Raw genomic sequence first — 20,167 nt, forward strand, 5'->3', positions numbered from 1 at the left:
CATGTAAAGGATTTGTTTACAACTTTGATTTAAAACAATAAACCCTTCTTTTAATAGATTAATAGTAAAGGTTCTCTACTTAGTTCTTAGCGTATAAAAAGTTAAATTATGTATATCTCCCTTTCTGATATTTGTAAAACGCATATATTTATTCCTTGTGAAGTATGAAAATTAACAAAGTCTTAAAAGGAGCGAGTTTAAATGATGATTGTTCTTCAGGTAGTTTTAGCAATTTTTATTGTAGTAGGGGGATTCATAAAAATTTTCCGTATATCTTTTCAGGTAGAACATTGGCGACAATATCAATATTCATTATGGTTTATGTCTATAATTGGTTTTGTTGAAATTATTGGAGCAATAGGTATAATCGGTGGTATTTGGAATCAATACTTAGCGCTAGGAGCAAATACATTATTAGCAGTTCTCATGGTCGGAGCTATTCATGCTCATATTTTTCGAGCAAAACAATCTATTTTAATGATAATCCCTGCATTACTTTGTTTCATGCTATCTACGGCGATAATTATTTGGAATTTAAATACATTTTATTAAGCGTAACTATAAATTTTGAAAATAAGTAATTATAAGAGGAATATGTAAGCTCTATTTAAAATGGTGAATAGTTAAAGAATATTAATTCCGAAAAATTATCGCCATTTTACTCTTGTTTTTAATAGTTCTATGAATAGAAAGTCTCTTCATTTTTTTAAATGCATGCTTGTAAAGTACATACAAAAGCATAGCTCATTATAGGAAGGAGAATTTTTAAATTCTATTGATAAACCCAGTAATTGTAATAGCCCTTATTTAGAATAATAATTTCAAAATCAATAAAGTTTAGAATAGAAGGAGCAAGATCAAATTATTATGAATAAACAAATAGGATTTATCGGATGTGGCAACATGGGTATTGCTATGATAGGTGGGATGATTAATAAAAATATAGTGTCTCCAAATCAAATAATTTGTTCAGATTTAAACGTCAGTAATTTAAAAAATGCTAGTGATAAATATGGCATAACTATAACTACTAATAATAATGAAGTCGCTAACAGTGCTGACATTTTAATTTTATCAATTAAACCAGACCTATACACATCGGTAATTAACCAAATAAAAGACCAAATAAAAAATGATGTAATTGTTGTAACTATTGCTGCAGGAAAAAGTATTAAGAGCACTGAGAATGAATTTGATAGAAAGTTAAAGGTTATTAGGGTAATGCCTAATACACCAGTACTTGTTGGGGAAGGAATGTCTGCATTATCTTTTAATGAAATGGTTACAGAAAAAGATATAAAAGAGGTACTAAATATATTTAATATTTTCGGCCAGACGGAGGTCGTAAATGAAAAACTAATGGATGTTGTTACATCTATTAGTGGTTCTTCTCCAGCATATGTGTATATGTTTATAGAAGCCATGGCAGATGCTGCTGTACTTGACGGTATGCCGAGAAAACAAGCTTATAAATTTGCGGCTCAGGCTGTATTAGGTTCTGCAAAAATGGTATTGGAAACGGGAATACATCCAGGTGAATTGAAGGATATGGTTTGTTCTCCAGGTGGAACGACGATAGAAGCTGTAGCAACACTAGAAGAAAAAGGTTTAAGAACAGCTATCATTTCAGCAATGAAACGTTGTACGCAAAAATCTATGGAAATGTCTCGTTTAACTAGTAAGTGAGAGGCTTTGTTTAGGCGTAACTTCACATCCATTAATGTAAGTAGTTATTTAAATTAAAAGTTTGTTGCTATTCTCTTATAGGGAGCGGGGGCATACATTGCCTTCCGCAACGGTGCTCTAGGTTATAATTAAATAGATTAATATATAAATTATAGAAAAACAAAAAGTGTATACAAATGTATAATCGGAGGAGTTGTTATGTCAAATAAAGTTCCTACTTCCTTTATCATTATTATAGGATTGATGCTGTTTGCATTGTTTTTTGGAGCAGGAAATTTAATTTTTCCACCTATGCTTGGTCAAATGGCTGGAAATAATGTATGGATAGCCAATGCAGGCTTTTTAGTTACTGGAGTTGGTTTACCATTGTTAGCAATAACAGCATTTGTTTTTTCAGGTGAAAATGATTTGCAATCTTTAGCTAGTCGTGTGCATCCGGTGTTTGGTATTGTATTTACGACCGTTCTCTATCTAGCAATTGGTCCCTTTTACGCCATCCCTAGATCTGGTAATGTATCGTTTGAAATTGGAATTAAACCTTTTTTATCAAATGATGCAAATCCTGTTGCATTAACTGTATTTACAATCTTATTTTTTACAGTTACATGCTTGTTATCCCTTAATCCTACAAAGATTATTGATATAGTTGGGAAAATTTTGACTCCTATCAAATTGACTGTTATTGGGATCCTCGTAGTTGTGACTTTTATTCATCCAATTGGAAGAATTCAAGCACCTATTGAATTGTATGCATCAGATTCATTTTTTAAAGGTTTTCAAGAAGGATATTTAACATTAGATGCTCTTGGAGCTTTTGTTTTCGGAATCATTATTGTGAATGCAATTAGAGAAAAAGGGGCTACGACTAAAAAGCAGCTTATGATTGTTTGTGTAAAAGCAACGGCTATTGCTGCTACACTCTTAGCTCTTATTTATACTGCCCTTTCCTATATGGGCGCTTCTAGTGTAGAAAAACTAGGTCGTTTAAATAATGGGGCTGAAGTTTTAGCAAAAGTTTCGGACTATTACTTTGGTTCGTATGGTGCAATTTTCTTAGGTGTAATGATTATAGTAGCATGTTTAATCACAAGCGTAGGACTTATCACTGCTTGTTCTTCTTTTTTTCATAAATTATTTCCAAAGGTTTCTTACAAAAAACTTGCTATTATTTTGTCTGTTTTCAGTACACTAGTTGCGAATATAGGGTTAACACAATTAATTAAGATTTCAATCCCTGTATTAATAACTATGTATCCAATTGCTATTACCTTAATATTTCTAACATTTTTACACTCTGTATTCAATGGTAGATTTGAAGTATATCAAGGGAGTTTGATATTGACATTTATTTTTAGTTCGTTAGATGGATTAAAAGCTGCTGGAATAGAAAGTGAAATAATCCATAATTTTGTTGAGCACTTTCTTCCTTTATATAGTGTAGGTTTAGGGTGGGGATTTCCGGCTATTATAGGCGGTGTATGTGGGTATATTGTTAGTGTATTACGGAAGAAAAATACCTTAAGTTCTAGTGAAACTCAATTAAATAAATAAATTATTTTTGTTTATCATACCATTATCGGGCATACAAAACTAATTATCTCTTTGGAATGAAAAAATCTTTTATTTATATCTTTGGAGGTAAAGTGAATCAGCTATAACACATTATAGCTGATGTTTGTTGAACAGTGGATGAAAGAGAAAAAATAGAATGTTTCAAATTTATTTAACGTAAAAGAAATATTATAAGACTATCTAATAACTAAGTAAATTTACATACAACAATAAAGAGAAGAGCAAACCTTATTTTAAAGGGGATACAGAGAATATGAGTAAGTTATTAAAAAAGAAATCCGTTGCACAATTGTTAGAGCATAATCAAAGCAAGACCTTAACGAAAACATTAGGAGCATTTGATTTAATTATGTTAGGGGTAGGCTCAATAATTGGAACAGGGGTTCTTGTGTTAACTGGATTAGTGGCAGCAAGAGATGCTGGTCCAGCAGTTATTTTTTCATTTGTACTTGCAGCAATTATATGCGGATTCATAGCATTATGTTACGCAGAAATTGCTTCCACACTCCCGGCATCTGGTAGTGTATATACGTACTCATATGCAACAATTGGTGAGTTTGTTGCTCATCTAGTAGGTTGGTCTTTACTGTTAATATATATTGTGGCAACAGCGGCTGTCGCTGCTGGATGGACAGGCTATTTCCACAATTTAATAAAAGGGTTTGGATTAGAGATACCTAAAGCTCTAGTAACGATCCCTTCACATGGTGGTATTGTGAATCTACCAGCAGTAATCATTACATTGATATTAGCATGGATGTTATCCCGTGGTACGAGGGAAAGTAAACGAATCAATAATATAATGGTATTGATTAAAATTGGTATGATTTTGTTGTTTATTACGGTTGGTATATTCTATGTAAAACCAATGAACTGGATACCAATTGCACCATACGGTTTAAGTGGGGTTTTTACAGGTGGAGCAGCTATTTTATTCGCTTTCACGGGTTTTGATATATTAGCAACTTCAGCAGAAGAAGTAAAAGATCCGAAACGTAATCTTCCCATCGGTATTATTGCATCATTAATCATATGTACAATTATTTATGTTATGGTATGCCTTGTTATGACAGGAATGGTTTCCTATAAAGAATTAAATGTTCCTGAGGCAATGGCTTATGTAATGGAAGTGGTAGGACAAGGAAAAGTCGCTGGTGCAATTGCTGCAGGTGCTGTAATTGGCCTTATGGCTGTTATTTTTTCCAATATGTATGCGGCAACACGAGTATTCTTTGCAATGAGTCGTGATGGATTGTTACCGAAATCATTTGCGAAAGTTAATAAGAAAACTGGAGCACCCACTTTTATAACTGGATTGGCAGGAATAGGGAGCTCTATAATAGCTGGGTTTATTGATTTAAAAGAATTGGTTAATTTAGTTAATATCGGTAGTTTGGTGACGTTTGCGTTAGTTTGTCTATCAGTTATTATTCTCCGTAAATCACACCCAAATTTAAAACGTGGATTTATGGTACCTTTTGTACCTATATTACCAAGCGTTTCAATTGTATGTTGTGTGGTTTTAATGCTAAATTTACCGTTAAGGACATGGGTGTACTTTAGTATTTGGATTACTATTGGGGCAGTAATATATTTCCTTTATTCGATAAAACACAGTAATTTAAATGAGGAAACGATCTCGAAATTACATGATAAAATTGCGAGATAATAACGATAGAAAATTTTATTAATAATCATATTGATAGTTGAGCAACATAGAAACAGTTTTTTGACATTTAGTAAGAAATAAAATGAAAAATTCTAGGACAGCAGAGTGCCTTTTTTAGAAACCTTGCCTGTTTTTCATGATTTAAAACTAATAAGGAGAGGAAAGTATGAGTGAATTACATTTTATGAGTCTAGAAGAACTGGATAATGAATTAGAAAAAGATGACAGTGGTATTTATTTCATTAAAGATTATAATGACAATATTATTTATGTAGGCAAGGCTTTTAGTATAAAAAGTAGAGTATTAGCTCATTTTAATAGTTATTCCAATATTAAGGAATATGTACATTTATTTAATAAAGTAGCGTATCTCATTGAAGATAGTTTATTAAAACGCTCATTGTTACAAGTTACTTATATGATTAAATATAAACCAGTATTAAACAAAGAAGTTCAAAAAGAATTTCCAGAGTTATATACTCAATACATTAAGCAAACAAATAAAAAATCCATGTTGTTAGAAATTGATCAAGCTAAAGAAAAAAGGGATGAGTTAAAGAATAGATTAGTAAAATTAGTGGGTGGAAAAACTATGTTTTATGACATAATTTCTCTGTTAAACAATGGGTATAACTATCATGTTCTCGCAAAAGTATTGAGCATAGAACTTCAAACTTTAATTATAATGAAAGAACACCGAAACAAATTCCCGATACCACATAATTATAAGAGGACAATAAAGCATCAAGATATAATGTATGCTTTATCTGGAAAAAAGAATTTAAGTACGTCAAGGTTAAACACTTAACTTTAAAGTAGTAAATTCGTTGCTTTTGTAGCTTTTATTGTTATATTGAAATGCAATGTACATTTGTATTTCAAATTTAATTGGTGGAATATGGGGAGGGAAAGGGTTCTCATAAAAATACTAGAAGAAATTAGGTTACTCATGCATAAATATATTGGAAGTGCAATTATAAATATTCAAAGATACGAAAGTAATACAAATGAAATTCTTATTTCTGCTACTACAAGTATTATTGAGCAAATGAAGTATGAAATTGCTCTTGAACTAGGAGTCACACTGGGACCTGATACATCATCATCTGCAAATGGTTCGATCGGTGGAGAGATTACAAAACGCTTAGTTCGAATGGCTGAAAAACAGTTAACAGGTCAATACAGATTACACTAAGAAAATAATCCGTATATATACGGATTATTTTTCCTTTAATTTACAAAAAAATAAATTTTGAAATTGAAAAAACACCTCAGATTCCTTTGTAATAACCTTTTGTAGTCGTGTTAATGGAATAGGTATCGAAAGAGGATTAATTCAATACAAACGATGTATGAGCTCTTAAAAGAGTTTTGTTGTTATTTACAATTTTAATTCCATAATACTTAAGCCAATATAATAAAATATTTATGTCTAAATCGATATAAGGTAATGATTATTAAGAGATATTTCTTTTTTTATAGAATAAGTAAAACCTGATATTGTAGTAAGTATTGTTTTGAGGTCAATTTACTGTGCACCTTAATTATTGAAATTTTTTTGTTGATTAACAACTATTGTATTTGGAAATTAATAATAAGTTTATCCCGCTATTTGTGGGCAGTAAGACCTCCACCTCAAAATTCAGCGGAAGCAAAGAAGTTAGGTGGGGGATCAACTGTCCGTAAAAGCCTGATTGGTGTGGGCTAATAATCAGTGGGGGATGAAGAAAACCCCCACTGATTAAAGTTTCACTTTATGTGATGCGGTAATAAAACTATCTAGTTTGCTATTCTTAGTATTTGTAAAGTATATATATTTTTTCCTCTTTTGTGGAAATTAAAACTAATGTTGCGACCAGTAATATAGTGCCAATTAGATAAAACTAGTTGCCACTATATAGCCGATTTTTTGAATATTCCATTCGTTTTTTTATTCTTATTCTTTGTTGATGAAAAGACCTTTCTCTCAATTAAATGTTTAATTGAGTACTTGAAATTCCTCCACCTTGTATTTTTCAAAGTATAGTGCTTCAAAAATAGCCTTATCACTTTCAGCTGTTTCCAATTTTATGACTTCGTTATTATCTTTTTTTAAAATTTGGAACGAAGTGGTTTTTCAGTTTCACATTTAAATTAGCAGTATTTATTTTTGGAATTCAATTTGTATAAGTGATTGAATTGGAACTTTGACTGTTGTTTCTTGCGGTGGTACAGTATCTCCTGTAACTTTCGCTGCATTTTAAATCTTTTTCCAGCTTGGTCCTCGCATTGACTACCACTGTATTTTGTAGTACTTCACTGTTTTCTCATGTTCAATAATTATATCTTGTAGAATTAAGAAAAGAACTTAGTGTATTTCATTTACTTATCTACTCTGATATTTAGATGCTAACTACAATTAAATAATATATGATTTTTATAAAAAAGATATAGTAATATTTTGTTGTGAATTGTACTAATTTGATATTTTATAGTATTATTTGTCGTGAATTATATCTAACAGAATATATTTTATGGATCTATAAAGGAGAATGTAATGAATACTTCCATCGATATACAACACTTGTGTGATCTTGCACATAAAGCATTTAATGCCCCTGTACATATTTTATCTGCAGACAGAAAAATTTTATATCATTCTACATCTGATAATGTTTGTAGTCCTTTTTATTCTTCAAAAGAAGAACATCTTAGTGATATTTATCAAGAAAACGATCCCTTTAACTTGCCACTTTTCCGAAGTAACAACTATCTTGAAAATTTTGTTCTAATTCATATAGAAAATCATGATGATATTAAAGGGACTATTATAATCGGTCCTACTATACATCCAAAAGATTCAGATGATATGATCATAAAATTTCAGAAAGAATTTAAATCAAATGATAACATTCAAGAAAGACTTGCCTATTATCAGTGTTTATCTGAGATTAAAAAAACTACATTAATTGATATGGGAATTTTATTACATTACATGATTTTCAATGAAAAGTTAGATGTAGATATTGTCTTGGAAAAAAATAAAGTACTAGAGGAAATTCCTAATAAAATTGTGAAACCTGATTTATATATTTTAAAACGCCGACAAAACAAACCTAAAACGCACAATATGGCATTAGTAAATGATTTCTTTTCGACTATCAAAGAAGGAAATAAAAAAAAGTTAGTACAGTATATGTATGCGGTTTCGCAAGAAGATGTTGAACTTATGCTAATAGAGGATCCGCTCAGGAATCAAAAAAACCTTGGAATTATTGCGATTACCTTAGCCACTCGATATGCAATAGAAGGAAATCTGCCACCAGATATTGCTTTTGCTCATAGTATTTTATATATACAAACCCTAGAACAATTAGATAGTGTAGAATCTGTAAAGCGTTTGTCAGGGGACGCTTTACGTACCTTTGCAGATCGTGTGAAAGAATACAATGCAAAAAAGTATTCTTACGCGGTTACTACATGTATAAAACATATTAATAAAAATGTTTACGATGGAATATCTCTGAATGAACTTGCTAATCATTTAGAAATTACGCCTACTTATCTGTCTAAACTATTTAAGAAAGAAATGGGAATCACTTTAAGCGAATATATTCAAAGGGAACGAGTGGAAGAAGCAAAAAAATTATTAACACTCACTACTTATTCGTTATCAGATATCTGTGCTTGGCTTAATTTTAATGACCAAAGTTATTTTATAAGAGTTTTCAAAAAAAACACTAGCATGACTCCTAGGCAGTACCGTGAAAAATATACAATAATATAAGCTTGTTATCTGCTGTCTCCAATGTAAAGACTTAAACATGGGTATAAGTATCCTAAAAAATAAAAATTCACTAACCATTATTTTGCTAAAGGAAACAAAAAGATAGAAGGCTGCAAAGTGTTTCAAGGAGGCTTTGCAGCTTTTTTGTAATTTAGAACCTACGTTTATAACGAAGATAAGTTTATAGATTAATATCTTCATATTAAATATTTAATAATAATGATATTAGGATGTTTTGTGAAAAAATCAAAAATATAACATATATTACTAAATATATCTACATTTTATGCAATTATACATAACTAAATAAAGGTAAAAAAGTATAAAAAGACCTATAATATTATTCTATAAGTATTTTTTCTAAAATAAAATTTCTTGGTTGAGATAAGATAGTTATTTTTAACCGTATACACATTAATTTGTAATCATTGCAATTACAGAAATGAAATTTACGAATAACTATATTTATATAATTTTTTTCGGGGCATATTTTTATTTAACAGTAAATTATCGAGCTTAATCGACAAAATTTTTCTATTTACGCATTAAAAATTTAATGTTTTAATGAACAACATAACTGGTATGACCAGACAGAAAGGAGAAGGTTACGCTAATAGGAATTATAGTGAAGTTGTAATTAACATTATGTCGTTAATAATTTTCTAAATAGTCAATTTATTAACAAAAGGTCAAGAATCAAATTTGTAATAAACGTGTTCTAAGTTTCTGCATAACAAAAGTGAAGTTATTCCGCAATAAAAGTATAAGCGATGTACAGTATAATTTCACCTTTTGTTGTCTAGTAAGGAGTTTGCTGACAAAACTAAGAAAAATATTACTAAATTTAAATTTAAAAATGTTATGACAAAATTAGCTATAAGCATTGGTTTATTGATTCTCGCGGTTCTGTAAGTTAAACCGCAATTCTAGGGAAGGATTAATAAGTTACTATTCATAGGGTGCTTGATTCAAATATAGTTAATAAATTTTTGTTATTTATATTTGAAAAAATAGAGTATCGAAATGAGAGATAAGTAAAATCCTTACATCCTATTAGAAGTAAAAAATAACGATATTACCCTATCTGAAAGATTTCTCCTTCCTAACCAGTTTACAAAGAGAGAGGTCGTACAAGTTATATGAATTAAGTTATAAAAACAATGGTAAAGGAGTGTACGGAATGAAAAATAAAATAATTACAGGATTATTAGTCACATCCATTGTAACTGGAGGAAATATTCCTATCAATACTCTCGCAACACCAATCGTTCAAGCAGAAACTCAACAGGAAGGCATGGATATTTCCTCTTCATTACGAAAATTAGGTGCGCAATCTAAATTAATCCAAACGTATATTGATCAATCTTTAATGAGTCCTAATGTACAGTTAGAGGAAGTCACAGCTTTAAATACAAATCAATTCCTAATCAAACAAGATATGAAGGAATGGTCATCGGAACTCTATCCAAAGTTAATTCTATTAAATTCAAAAAGTAAAGGATTTGTAACAAAATTTAATAGCTATTACCCGACATTAAAATCGTTTGTAGACAATAAAGAAGATAGAGAAGGGTTTTCGGATAGACTTGAAGTACTTCAAGAAATGGCTATGACGAATCAAGAAAATACGCAACGGCAAATCAATGAATTAACAGATCTTAAATTACAGCTTGATAAAAAATTAAAAGATTTTGATACTGATGTGGCAACTGCGCAAGGCATACTAAGTACAGATGGAACAGGAAAAATAGACCAGTTAAAAAATGAAATATTAAATACCAAAAAAGCAATTCAAAATGATTTACAGCAAATTGCATTAATACCAGGGGCTTTAAATGAACAGGGATTTGCTATATTCAAAGAAGTTTATAGTCTTTCAAAAGAAATTATTGAACCAGCTGCTCAAGCAGGGGTGGCAGCGTATAACAAAGGAAAAGAAATTAACAACTCTATTCTAGAAGCTGAGAAAAAAGCAGTGCAAGAAGCAACAGAGCAAGGTAAAACTGCTCTAGAGATTGAATCAGCAAAAAAAGCAGCTCGTGAAGCAATTGAGAAAAGCAAACAAGGTGAAATAGCAGCCGCAGCTGCAGCCAAAACACAAGAGTATGACCTGATGAAGGTCATTGATACTGAAAAGATTAAGAAAACATTTGGCGTTTTTGCTGAAGTAAATAAATTAACGGCAGAACAGCGAGCATATTTAGATGATTTAGAGAAACAAAATCAAAAAATATATGATTTAACAACGAAATTATCAATAGCTGATTTACAAAAATCAATGCTTCTTCTTACACAAAATGATTTGCATACGTTTGCAAATCAAGTAGATGTAGAACTTGATTTACTAAAGCGCTATAAAGAAGATTTAAATCTAATAAAAAATAGCATTACAAAATTATCTACTAATGTTGATACAACTAACGAGCAGTCTCAAAAAGATACATTAAGACAATTAAAAAATATAATAAGTTACCTTGAAGAACAAGTATATAAATTTTGATATTACGTTTTTTGAAAATCTATAAAGATTATAGGTATTTAGCGAAAGAAGGAGAATAGTCATGAAAAAATTTCCATTCAAAGTACTAACTTTAGCCACATTAGCAACTGTTATAACTGCTACTACCGGTAACACTATTCATGCATTTGCACAAGAAACGACCGCTCAAGAACAAAAAGTAGGCAATTATGCATTGGGCCCTGAAGGACTGAAGAAAGCATTGGCTGAAACAGGGTCTCATATTCTAGTAATGGATTTATACGCAAAAACAATGATTAAGCAACCAAATGTAAATTTATCTAATATCGATTTAGGCTCAGAGGGGGGAGAGTTGCTCAAAAATATTCACCTTAATCAAGAGCTGTCACGAATCAATGCGAATTACTGGTTAGATACAGCGAAGCCACAGATTCAAAAAACTGCTCGTAATATTGTAAATTACGATGAACAATTTCAAAATTATTACGACACATTAGTAGAAACGGTACAAAAGAAAGATAAGGCAGGCCTAAAAGAGGGTATAAATGATTTAATTACTACAATCAATACAAATTCAAAAGAAGTTACAGATGTAATTAAGATGCTACAAGACTTCAAAGGGAAACTATATCAAAATTCTACAGATTTTAAAAATAATGTTGGTGGTCCAGATGGGAAAGGTGGATTAACTGCAATATTAGCAGGTCAACAGGCAACGATTCCACAACTTCAAGCTGAAATTGAGCAACTTCGTTCTACTCAGAAAAAACATTTTGATGATGTATTAGCGTGGTCAATTGGTGGTGGATTGGGAGCAGCTATTTTAGTTATTGCAGCTATTGGAGGAGCGGTAGTTATTGTTGTAACTGGCGGCACAGCTACACCAGTTGTTGTTGGTGGACTTTCAGCTCTTGGAGCAGCTGGTATCGGTCTAGGAACTGCGGCTGGTGTCACAGCATCTAAGCATATGGACTCCTATAACGAAATTTCTAACAAAATCGGAGAATTAAGTATGAAAGCAGATCGTGCTAATCAAGCAGTTCTTTCGCTTACTAACGCGAAAGAAACATTGGCATATTTATATCAGACTGTAGATCAAGCGATATTGTCTCTAACAAATATTCAAAAGCAATGGAATACAATGGGCGCAAATTATACAGATTTACTGGATAATATCGATTCTATGCAAGACCACAAATTCTCTTTAATACCAGATGATTTAAAAGCCGCTAAAGAAAGTTGGAATGATATTCATAAAGATGCAGAATTCATTTCAAAAGATATTGCTTTTAAACAGGAGTAGAATTGAAATTTAAAACCTAAATTGGAGGAAAATGAAATGATAAAAAAAATCCCTTACAAATTACTCGCTGTATCGACGTTATTAACTATTACAACTGCTAATGTAGTTTCACCATTAACAACTTTTGCAAGTGAAATTGAACAAACGAACAATGAAGATACAGCTCTTTCTGCAAATGAAGCGAGAATGAAAGAGACCTTGCAAAAGGCTGGATTATTTGCAAAATCTATGAATGCCTATTCTTATATGTTAATTAAGAATCCTGATGTGAATTTTGAAGGAATTACTATTAATGGATATGTAGATTTACCTGGTAGAATCGTACAAGATCAAAAGAATGCAAGGGCACATGCTGTTACTTGGGATACGAAAGTAAAAAAACAGCTTTTAGATACATTGAATGGTATTGTTGAATACGATACAACATTTGACAATTATTATGAAACAATGGTAGAGGCGATTAATACAGGGGATGGAGAAACTTTAAAAGAAGGGATTACAGATTTGCGAGGTGAAATTCAACAAAATCAAAAGTATGCACAACAACTAATAGAAGAATTAACTAAATTAAGAGACTCTATTGGACACGATGTTAGAGCATTTGGAAGTAATAAAGAGCTCTTGCAGTCAATTTTAAAAAATCAAGGTGCAGATGTTGATGCCGATCAAAAGCGTCTAGAAGAAGTATTAGGATCAGTAAACTATTATAAACAATTAGAATCTGATGGGTTTAATGTAATGAAGGGTGCTATTTTGGGTCTACCAATAATTGGCGGTATCATAGTGGGAGTAGCAAGAGATAATTTAGGTAAGTTAGAGCCTTTATTAGCAGAATTACGTCAGACCGTGGATTATAAAGTAACCTTAAATCGTGTAGTTGGAGTTGCTTACAGTAATATTAATGAAATGCACAAGGCGCTTGATGATGCTATTAACGCTCTTACTTATATGTCCACGCAGTGGCATGATTTAGATTCTCAATATTCGGGTGTTCTAGGGCATATTGAGAATGCAGCTCAAAAAGCCGATCAAAATAAATTTAAATTCTTAAAACCTAATTTAAATGCAGCGAAAGACAGTTGGAAAACATTACGAACAGATGCTGTTACATTAAAAGAAGGAATAAAGGAATTAAAAGTGGAAACTGTTACTCCACAAAAATAGGGAAATATTAATTCTGTTGTAAGGTGAACTAAAACATAGAAAGTCTATGATTACACTGTTAAACAGAAAAGTTATAATTAATAAACCCTTATATAACAGAAAGGCGGAGTCTCATTAAAGACTTCGCCTTTCAATTATATATAAGTATTATTCGAATAAAAAATAACCTTGTAGTTTATTTGTTTTTTAAAATTTGCAACAGAATCGATTAATTTGAAGCAGATTATATAAATTTTCTTTAATACTTAATGATTTGAAGGCTGCTAAAGAAAGTTCAAACGATACTGATAAAAGATGTAGAACTCATTTTGAAAGACATCGCTTTTTAATAAGATTAGAATTTGAAATCATACCCTATATAGGAGGAATAAGAAATAATGAAAAAAATCCCTAATAAACTATTCGCTGTATCAGCGTTTTTAACTATAACAACTACTTATGCAGTCATACCAATAGAAACTTTTGCAATTGAAATTGAACAAACGAACACTCAAGATATGTCTCTTTCAGCAAATGAAGAACAGATGAAAAAAGCTTTGCAAGATGCTGGTTTATTTGCAAAAGCTATGAATGAATATTCTTATTTGCTAATTCATAATCCAGATGTGAGTTTTGAAGGAATAACTATTAATGGAAATGCGGATTTACCTAGTAAAATTGTACAAGATCAAAAGAATGCAAGAGCACATGCTGTTACATGGAATACACAAGTAAAAAAACATCTTTTTGATAAATTGACAGGCATTATAGAATACGATACAAAATTTGAAAATCATTATGAAACATTAGTAGAGGCGATCAATACTGGAAATGGAGATACTTTAAAAAAAGGGATTACAGATTTACAAAGAGGAATTCAACAAAATCAAAAGTCTGCAAAAGCATTAATAGAAGAATTAATTCAATTAAAAAATGCTATTGGAGAAGATGTTAGAACATTTGGAAGTCATAAAGAGACATTGCAATCGATTTTAAAAAACCAAGGTGCTGATGTGGAGGCTGATCAAAAGCGTCTAGAGGACCTTTTAGGACAAGTAAAATATCAAAAAGACATAGAATCTAAGGGATTAGACATGGTGAAAATCCCCTTTATTCCAACCTTGATTGCTGGTGGCATAATGATAGGTGATGCAAGAGGTAAGTTAGGTTGGCTAGAACCTGAATTAGCAAAATTGCGTCAGACTGTAGATTATAAAATAACATTGAATCGTGTAGTTGGAGTTGCATTTCATAATATTAGTGATATGCATAGTATGCTTGATAATGCTATCACTGCTCTTACTTATATGTCTACGCAATGGGAGGATTTAGATTCTCAATATTCGGGTGTACTGGGACATATTGATAAAGCTGATCAAAAAGCTGATCAAAATAAATATAAATTCTTAACCCCTAGCTTGAATGCAGCGAAAAACAGTTGGAAAACATTAAAAACAGATGTTGTCACTTTGCAAGAAGGGATAAAAATTGCAGAGAAAAAAGAACAGGATTTTTTGAATCAGCTTCGTCCAGCAAACGTTTTCTACTTTTATAAAAAAATTCATAACGCCTACACATTTGAAATAAAGACTGGAACAAATGCGCCAAATGCGTCTTATAAACTTATGAATTTAACTAAAAACACTGTTCATAATATGTGGAGTGGAGGGGCTAATACTAACATGTGGGCTGATTGGCTTTCATTCAATCCAAATGATGAATTTGCGGTAGTAGCAGTAGTGGATGGCAAAGAATATGTTGTGTATAAAGACAAAGTACAAAATATAATGAACTGAATCTGAAAAGTAACAAAGTAATTGGAGCTGGACAATAAACTAGACACCAAGTTAATTGAAAAATCTCCTTATATCCTAGAATACTTTGCTCAAGCAAAAGAATTTGTTCAACGAAAAAGTAAATATTGAACTAAGGAGTTAGTTGTATTATGTGTATGGTTTTATCGAAAGATTTCAAGTACATTACTCATACAATTATGTAGTTATCCTGAAGCATCTACAGGTGTTCTTATCAACCTTGAAGAACTACTTAGCTTCCTAAGTGGAGTAATTTTATACAAAATTAAGTGAACGTTTTTGTACATAGATTAGTTGACATTTATATAGGCTTTTTCCATTTTTAAAGATAGTTTTGTTTTTTTGTGTTATTTTTCAAAAATTACAGATGAAATTTCTATATTCATGAACTCAGCGCATAATGATCGTTCGATGAAATGACATACCACGTCCCTTTAGAGTTTCAGACATATTACGATAACTTAAAGAAAAAAGATAATAGTAGTCAACGGTTGCTATTATCTTTTTTAAACTATTTTTCACTAAAATATCTTATCTGCTGTGCTCCTTATTTACTTTTCTAGATTTTATCCTAGTTTAAATTTTATGCATTTGAACTGTTTATACTATTTGTAGGATTTTTAGCTTTTTTGTCGAATACACTTAATGCAAGGAGGGACATTACATGATTATTAAAGATTATTTCATCAATCTTTCTATTTTTTCTTTATTAGTTAGCGCAGCAATATTTATTCAAGTGTTTACAATTAATTCTAGTCGATATTTCGAAAAGCTCTATGGAGGGATTATTGCAGTTACGTTAATGTTCTTTTCTTTTCCATACATGGGATTTTCCTACGATCTTCGAGTTGTTCCTCTTATTCTATCTTTTATTTACTTTGGTCGTATTGCTGGTTGGATTACGTTAATTAGCATAATTTTAATGCGTGTCTTTTACATTGGAGGGTATTGGGAACCTCCTGTGATTGCTTATTTAGGTATGGGGATTCTATTTTCTACTTTTAAAACTTATTTTAAAAAACTACATCCTTTTAAAAGTGCATCTTTCTATTTTTCTGTTTTTATTGGAATAAAGTGGTTAGTTGGCGTATTATTTAATACTACATTACTTTACACAGGAGGCTTATTATATATAGCGTTAGGACTTTTAATTGGGCTATTTCTTATGGAAGCCTACCAGAGATTGTATTATTTAACACAGGACTTATCTAAAATGAATCGAGAATTAAAAAAATCGAAGCAAGAACTTACAGATACCGTACATGAGCTTCAAGGAGGAATTTTTAAATTTAAAAAAGTGGGTAAGCACTTTATACACACTTTATGTGATGGACAGTTTTATCATCAAAACGGATTTTATTCTGAACAGGTGGTAGGAAAAAGCTTACGTACTATTGATGCTTCTATTATTCCTCCACATTTAGTTCCACAATTGATGAAGTACTATCTTCAGGCATGGGAAGGAAAAGAAATTATATTTGAATTACCTTGGCCAAATGATAAAACTATTATTCTTATTGCGCTTAGGCCGATTAAACGAAATGGACAAGTTATTGAAGTTGTTGGTTCTACAGTTGATATAACCGAAAGGAAAAAGGTAGAATCAGAATTAAGCGCTACCAAAGAATTATTAGAATCATTTATAAAGCACAATCTAGATGCTATTACCATTTCTGATCGAGAAGGGCATATTTTACAAGCGAATAAAGCTTATGAAAAGATATTTGGGTGGTCATCACAAGAAATCATAGGTAAGAGATTACCTTGTGTACCAGATTTTTTAATGGAAGAATCGCTTAATAATATTCAGAAAATTCTAACAGGTGAATCTGTGGTTACTAGATTAGAAACTATTAGACAACGGAGCGATGGGAGTCTTCTCGATGTCAGTCTGACAGTTTCTCCTATACTAGATGTAAGAGGAAATGTGATAGCTTTATCAGCAATATGTAGAGACATCTCTGAAAGAAAACAAGCAGAAAGAGAACGGCATCGATTACACCAGCAATTAAGAGATAGTGAAATGAAGTACCGTGCACTAATCGAACAAGCGACTGATGCGGTATATGTAGTAGAGCTGAATGAAGATAATGCTCCAAGTCGATTTATTGAGGTAAATCCTGTTGGGTGTAGAAGATTTGGATATAGTAGAGAAGAGTTGCTCTCATTATCATTTTCAAATATAGTACCACAAGATTCTCAAATGATCGTAAGGTTATTAGAAAAAATTAAAAAGGGACAAACTTCCTTCACTTTGCAAGATGAATATGTTTTTCCAACAGGAAAAGTAATAACAACTGAGTTTAGTGTTCGTGTTTTTAACTTAAATGGTAAAAAAGTTTTCCTAAGTATTTCTCGTGATATTACTGAACGGCTAAAAACAGAAGAATTATTACGAAAATCTGAAAAACTTGCTGTTGTAGGACAATTAGCGACTGTAATGGCTCATGAGATTAATAATCCATTAACTGTAATGAAAGGGTTCATGCAATTACTAAAATCAACGGAAAATGAGAATAATCAGGGTTATATTAATATAGTATCATCAGAGATTGAGCGTATAGAGAGTATTACAACTGAATTTATGGTGGTAGCCAAACCACAGGTGCTAAAAATAAAACCTAATGATATTAGTGTGCTAATGGATCAAGTTTTAATGCTACTACAACCTCAAGCAATTATGAATAATATAAAAATTAGAATCGATCGTAACCCTGGTATTCCATTGATTTCATGTGAAGGAAATCAATTAAAACAAGTATTTGTTAATATATTAAAAAATGCCATTGAATCTATGCCGATGGGAGGGGAAATTCTGATTCAATTAAATATACTTGATAATAATCAATTAAGCATTCGTTTTATCGATCAAGGGTGTGGGATTCCAAAAGAACGTATACCATACCTCGGAGAACCTTTTTATAGTATTAAAGAAGAGGGGATTGGCTTAGGGTTAATGATCTGTTATAAAATTATTGAAACACATCAGGGAAAGGTATTTATTGAGAGTGAAGTGAATAAGGGGACTATAGTTGAAGTCACTCTCCCTATTTGTACACTTCAAAATTAATATATTCTTTTACTGAAATTTTTTAAGAAACCATACAGAATGTAATGCTATTCTCTACTACGGCTCTTACTCAACTGGTGTAGTCAGTTAGAAATCATAACAGGGATTTTATTAAGCATGGAGGGACTTAATCGACACTTTAACTTAGCTTATGTAGGTATCTACCGTTCTAAAAAACAATTTCTACATATTATACCAAAATAAGGAATGCACTTTTAGGATTTATAAAAAATATAATTAGGATTAAATTAAAACCTTCGAAAAAGCCTGTTATAAAAACATCCTTTCTTTAGAACCAAAAGAAAGGGTGTTTTTAATATCGTAATTATGCTTGAAAACATTTCTTATTTTTACTTTTAATACATTTTTTAACTAATTTTGGTTAAGTTATTTTCAAAGGCGTTATTATTAATTCAATAAATATATTTACATATCACCATCCCTAATTTTAAAAATAGCAATTTCCTGAAAACTATATATAGTTTCTTTCTGAAAGGAAGGGTATTATCAATTGAAACCACATGAAAGAATATCTGTTTACTCTATAGAATCTTTGCAGGATTTAATGAAATTACTAAAAAAATCTAAAGATTTTATAACGTTGGAAATTGCTTCTAATAATTCCTCTATAGTCATTTCATATTTTAGAACATTAATCGATGTAAATATATTTCATGAAGAGGTTTTGACTTATATAAAAGAGAAGAGCTTCGATTCGTTACAAGATATTCAGTCTGTCTTACCCTTTGAGAATTCAAAAATAACAAATCAAATGGAAGATATTCAGGATAGTATTTTAAATGGCTATATACTTATTCAGTTCGATACAGATACATTAAATTGTTTGTTAGTAAATGTGTCAAAGAAAGAAAAAAGGGATATTACAAAAGCTGAAATTGAATACAATATTGTTGGTCCGCAAATCGCATTTGTCGAAGATTTAGATGTAAATTTAAATTTAGTACGTAGAAAGCTTCCAACACCTTATTTACAAATGAAGGAATTGAAAGTAGGCTCTCTCTCTAACACAACTGTTGCAATTGTATTTATTGAGGGAATTGTAAATGATCAAAATCTACAAGAAATTATAAAACGGGTAAGTCAAATAAAAACAGACCATGTTTTGGATAGTACTTATTTAATTCAGTTAATTGCAGACAACCCGAATTCTATATTCCCTCAATTTTTGAATACAGAACGTCCTGACCGTGTGGCAGCTGTATTAGCAGAAGGGAAAATTGCACTTTTTGTAGATGGATCGCCTTATGCTATCACTCTTCCAACAACATTAATTGACTTTTTTTCTACGACAGAAGATTACACCATGCCTTGGATTATTTCCTCCTTTTTTCGACTGCTAAGGCTTTTTGCTTTTATTTTTTCTGTCTTAACTACTCCATTATATGTTGCAATCTTAACATATCATTACGAGCTAATTCCGAAAGAACTTCTTGAAACGTTAATCATATCGAGAAGTAGAGTGCCTTTTCCTCCAGTCATCGAAGCACTTTTTTTAGAAATAACGATTGAATTACTGAGAGAAGCGGGGGCACGTTTACCAACTAAAGTGGGTCTAACTGTCGGTATCGTAGGTGGTATTGTAATTGGACAGGCATCGGTAGAGGCAAGTCTTACAAGTAATGTACTTATTATCATTGTTGCACT

At 31.1% G+C, this 20,167-nt stretch carries 14 protein-coding genes and 1 pseudogene; 14 read left to right on the plus strand and 1 reads right to left on the minus strand.

The window, feature by feature from the left end; translation table 11 throughout:
* The first annotated feature begins 201 nt into the window (after positions 1-201).
* The 6 genes from V7S50_RS31150 (at position 202) to V7S50_RS31175 (ending at position 6,122) form a co-directional block, all read left to right on the plus strand.
* Positions 202-552 carry a DoxX family protein gene (locus V7S50_RS31150; protein ID WP_242252658.1) on the plus strand — a complete coding sequence of 117 codons (351 nt, stop codon included), beginning with the start codon at positions 202-204 and terminating at the stop codon, positions 550-552.
* Positions 553-867: 315 nt separating this feature from the next.
* Positions 868-1,686 (plus strand): pyrroline-5-carboxylate reductase, encoded by an 819-nt coding sequence (gene proC / locus V7S50_RS31155; RefSeq protein ID WP_242252660.1) that lies wholly within the window; start codon positions 868-870, stop codon positions 1,684-1,686.
* 198 nt (positions 1,687-1,884) lie between these two features.
* Entirely contained in the window at positions 1,885-3,237 is a 1,353-nt protein-coding gene (gene brnQ5, locus V7S50_RS31160; RefSeq protein WP_242252662.1) for a branched-chain amino acid transport system II carrier protein BrnQ5, read from the plus strand.
* A gap of 274 nt (positions 3,238-3,511) precedes the next feature.
* Complete coding sequence (locus tag V7S50_RS31165) at positions 3,512-4,927, plus strand: amino acid permease (protein ID WP_242252664.1); 1,416 nt, start codon at positions 3,512-3,514, stop codon at positions 4,925-4,927.
* 166 nt (positions 4,928-5,093) lie between these two features.
* On the plus strand, positions 5,094-5,735 hold the full coding sequence (locus tag V7S50_RS31170) for a nucleotide excision repair endonuclease (protein ID WP_242252666.1): 642 nt from the start codon (positions 5,094-5,096) through the stop codon (positions 5,733-5,735).
* A 168-nt stretch (positions 5,736-5,903) separates the two neighbouring features.
* On the plus strand, positions 5,904-6,122 hold the full coding sequence (locus tag V7S50_RS31175; RefSeq protein WP_286676874.1) for an alpha/beta-type small acid-soluble spore protein: 219 nt from the start codon (positions 5,904-5,906) through the stop codon (positions 6,120-6,122).
* Positions 6,123-6,905: 783 nt separating this feature from the next.
* Here the strand turns inward: V7S50_RS31175 and V7S50_RS31180 are convergent.
* Complete coding sequence (locus tag V7S50_RS31180) at positions 6,906-7,025, minus strand: peptidase (protein ID WP_163254307.1); 120 nt, start codon at positions 7,023-7,025, stop codon at positions 6,906-6,908.
* A 438-nt stretch (positions 7,026-7,463) separates the two neighbouring features.
* Here V7S50_RS31180 and V7S50_RS31185 point away from each other — a divergent pair, with 438 nt between their 5' ends.
* The 8 genes and pseudogenes from V7S50_RS31185 to V7S50_RS31215 form a co-directional block, all read left to right on the plus strand.
* Positions 7,464-8,693 (plus strand): helix-turn-helix domain-containing protein, encoded by a 1,230-nt coding sequence (locus V7S50_RS31185; RefSeq protein ID WP_242252668.1) that lies wholly within the window; start codon positions 7,464-7,466, stop codon positions 8,691-8,693.
* A gap of 1,180 nt (positions 8,694-9,873) precedes the next feature.
* Positions 9,874-11,193, plus strand: a complete 1,320-nt coding sequence (gene hblC, locus V7S50_RS31190; protein ID WP_242252669.1) for a hemolytic enterotoxin HBL lytic component L2 — start codon at positions 9,874-9,876, stop codon at positions 11,191-11,193.
* A 61-nt stretch (positions 11,194-11,254) separates the two neighbouring features.
* On the plus strand, positions 11,255-12,475 hold the full coding sequence (hblD, locus tag V7S50_RS31195) for a hemolytic enterotoxin HBL lytic component L1 (protein ID WP_242252671.1): 1,221 nt from the start codon (positions 11,255-11,257) through the stop codon (positions 12,473-12,475).
* A 36-nt stretch (positions 12,476-12,511) separates the two neighbouring features.
* Positions 12,512-13,639 (plus strand): hemolysin BL binding component B, encoded by a 1,128-nt coding sequence (gene hblA, locus V7S50_RS31200; RefSeq protein WP_242252673.1) that lies wholly within the window; start codon positions 12,512-12,514, stop codon positions 13,637-13,639.
* Positions 13,640-14,013: 374 nt separating this feature from the next.
* The gene (hblB, locus tag V7S50_RS31205) at positions 14,014-15,414 is read left to right on the plus strand and encodes a hemolysin BL regulatory component HblB (protein ID WP_242253094.1); all 1,401 of its coding nucleotides are present in this window, start codon (positions 14,014-14,016) and stop codon (positions 15,412-15,414) included.
* A gap of 21 nt (positions 15,415-15,435) precedes the next feature.
* Positions 15,436-15,663: pseudogene (locus tag V7S50_RS34205) on the plus strand (hypothetical protein); the annotation flags it as partial.
* Positions 15,664-16,096: 433 nt separating this feature from the next.
* The gene (locus V7S50_RS31210; protein WP_242252675.1) at positions 16,097-18,502 is read left to right on the plus strand and encodes a PAS domain S-box protein; all 2,406 of its coding nucleotides are present in this window, start codon (positions 16,097-16,099) and stop codon (positions 18,500-18,502) included.
* A 511-nt stretch (positions 18,503-19,013) separates the two neighbouring features.
* On the plus strand, positions 19,014-20,167 hold a 1,154-nt coding region (locus V7S50_RS31215; RefSeq protein WP_336376716.1), incomplete at its 3' end, for a spore germination protein.

It is taken from the genome of Bacillus sp. CCNWLW194, from assembly GCF_037120585.1.
Classification (GTDB): Bacteria; Bacillota; Bacilli; order Bacillales; family Bacillaceae_G; genus Bacillus_A; species Bacillus_A basilensis.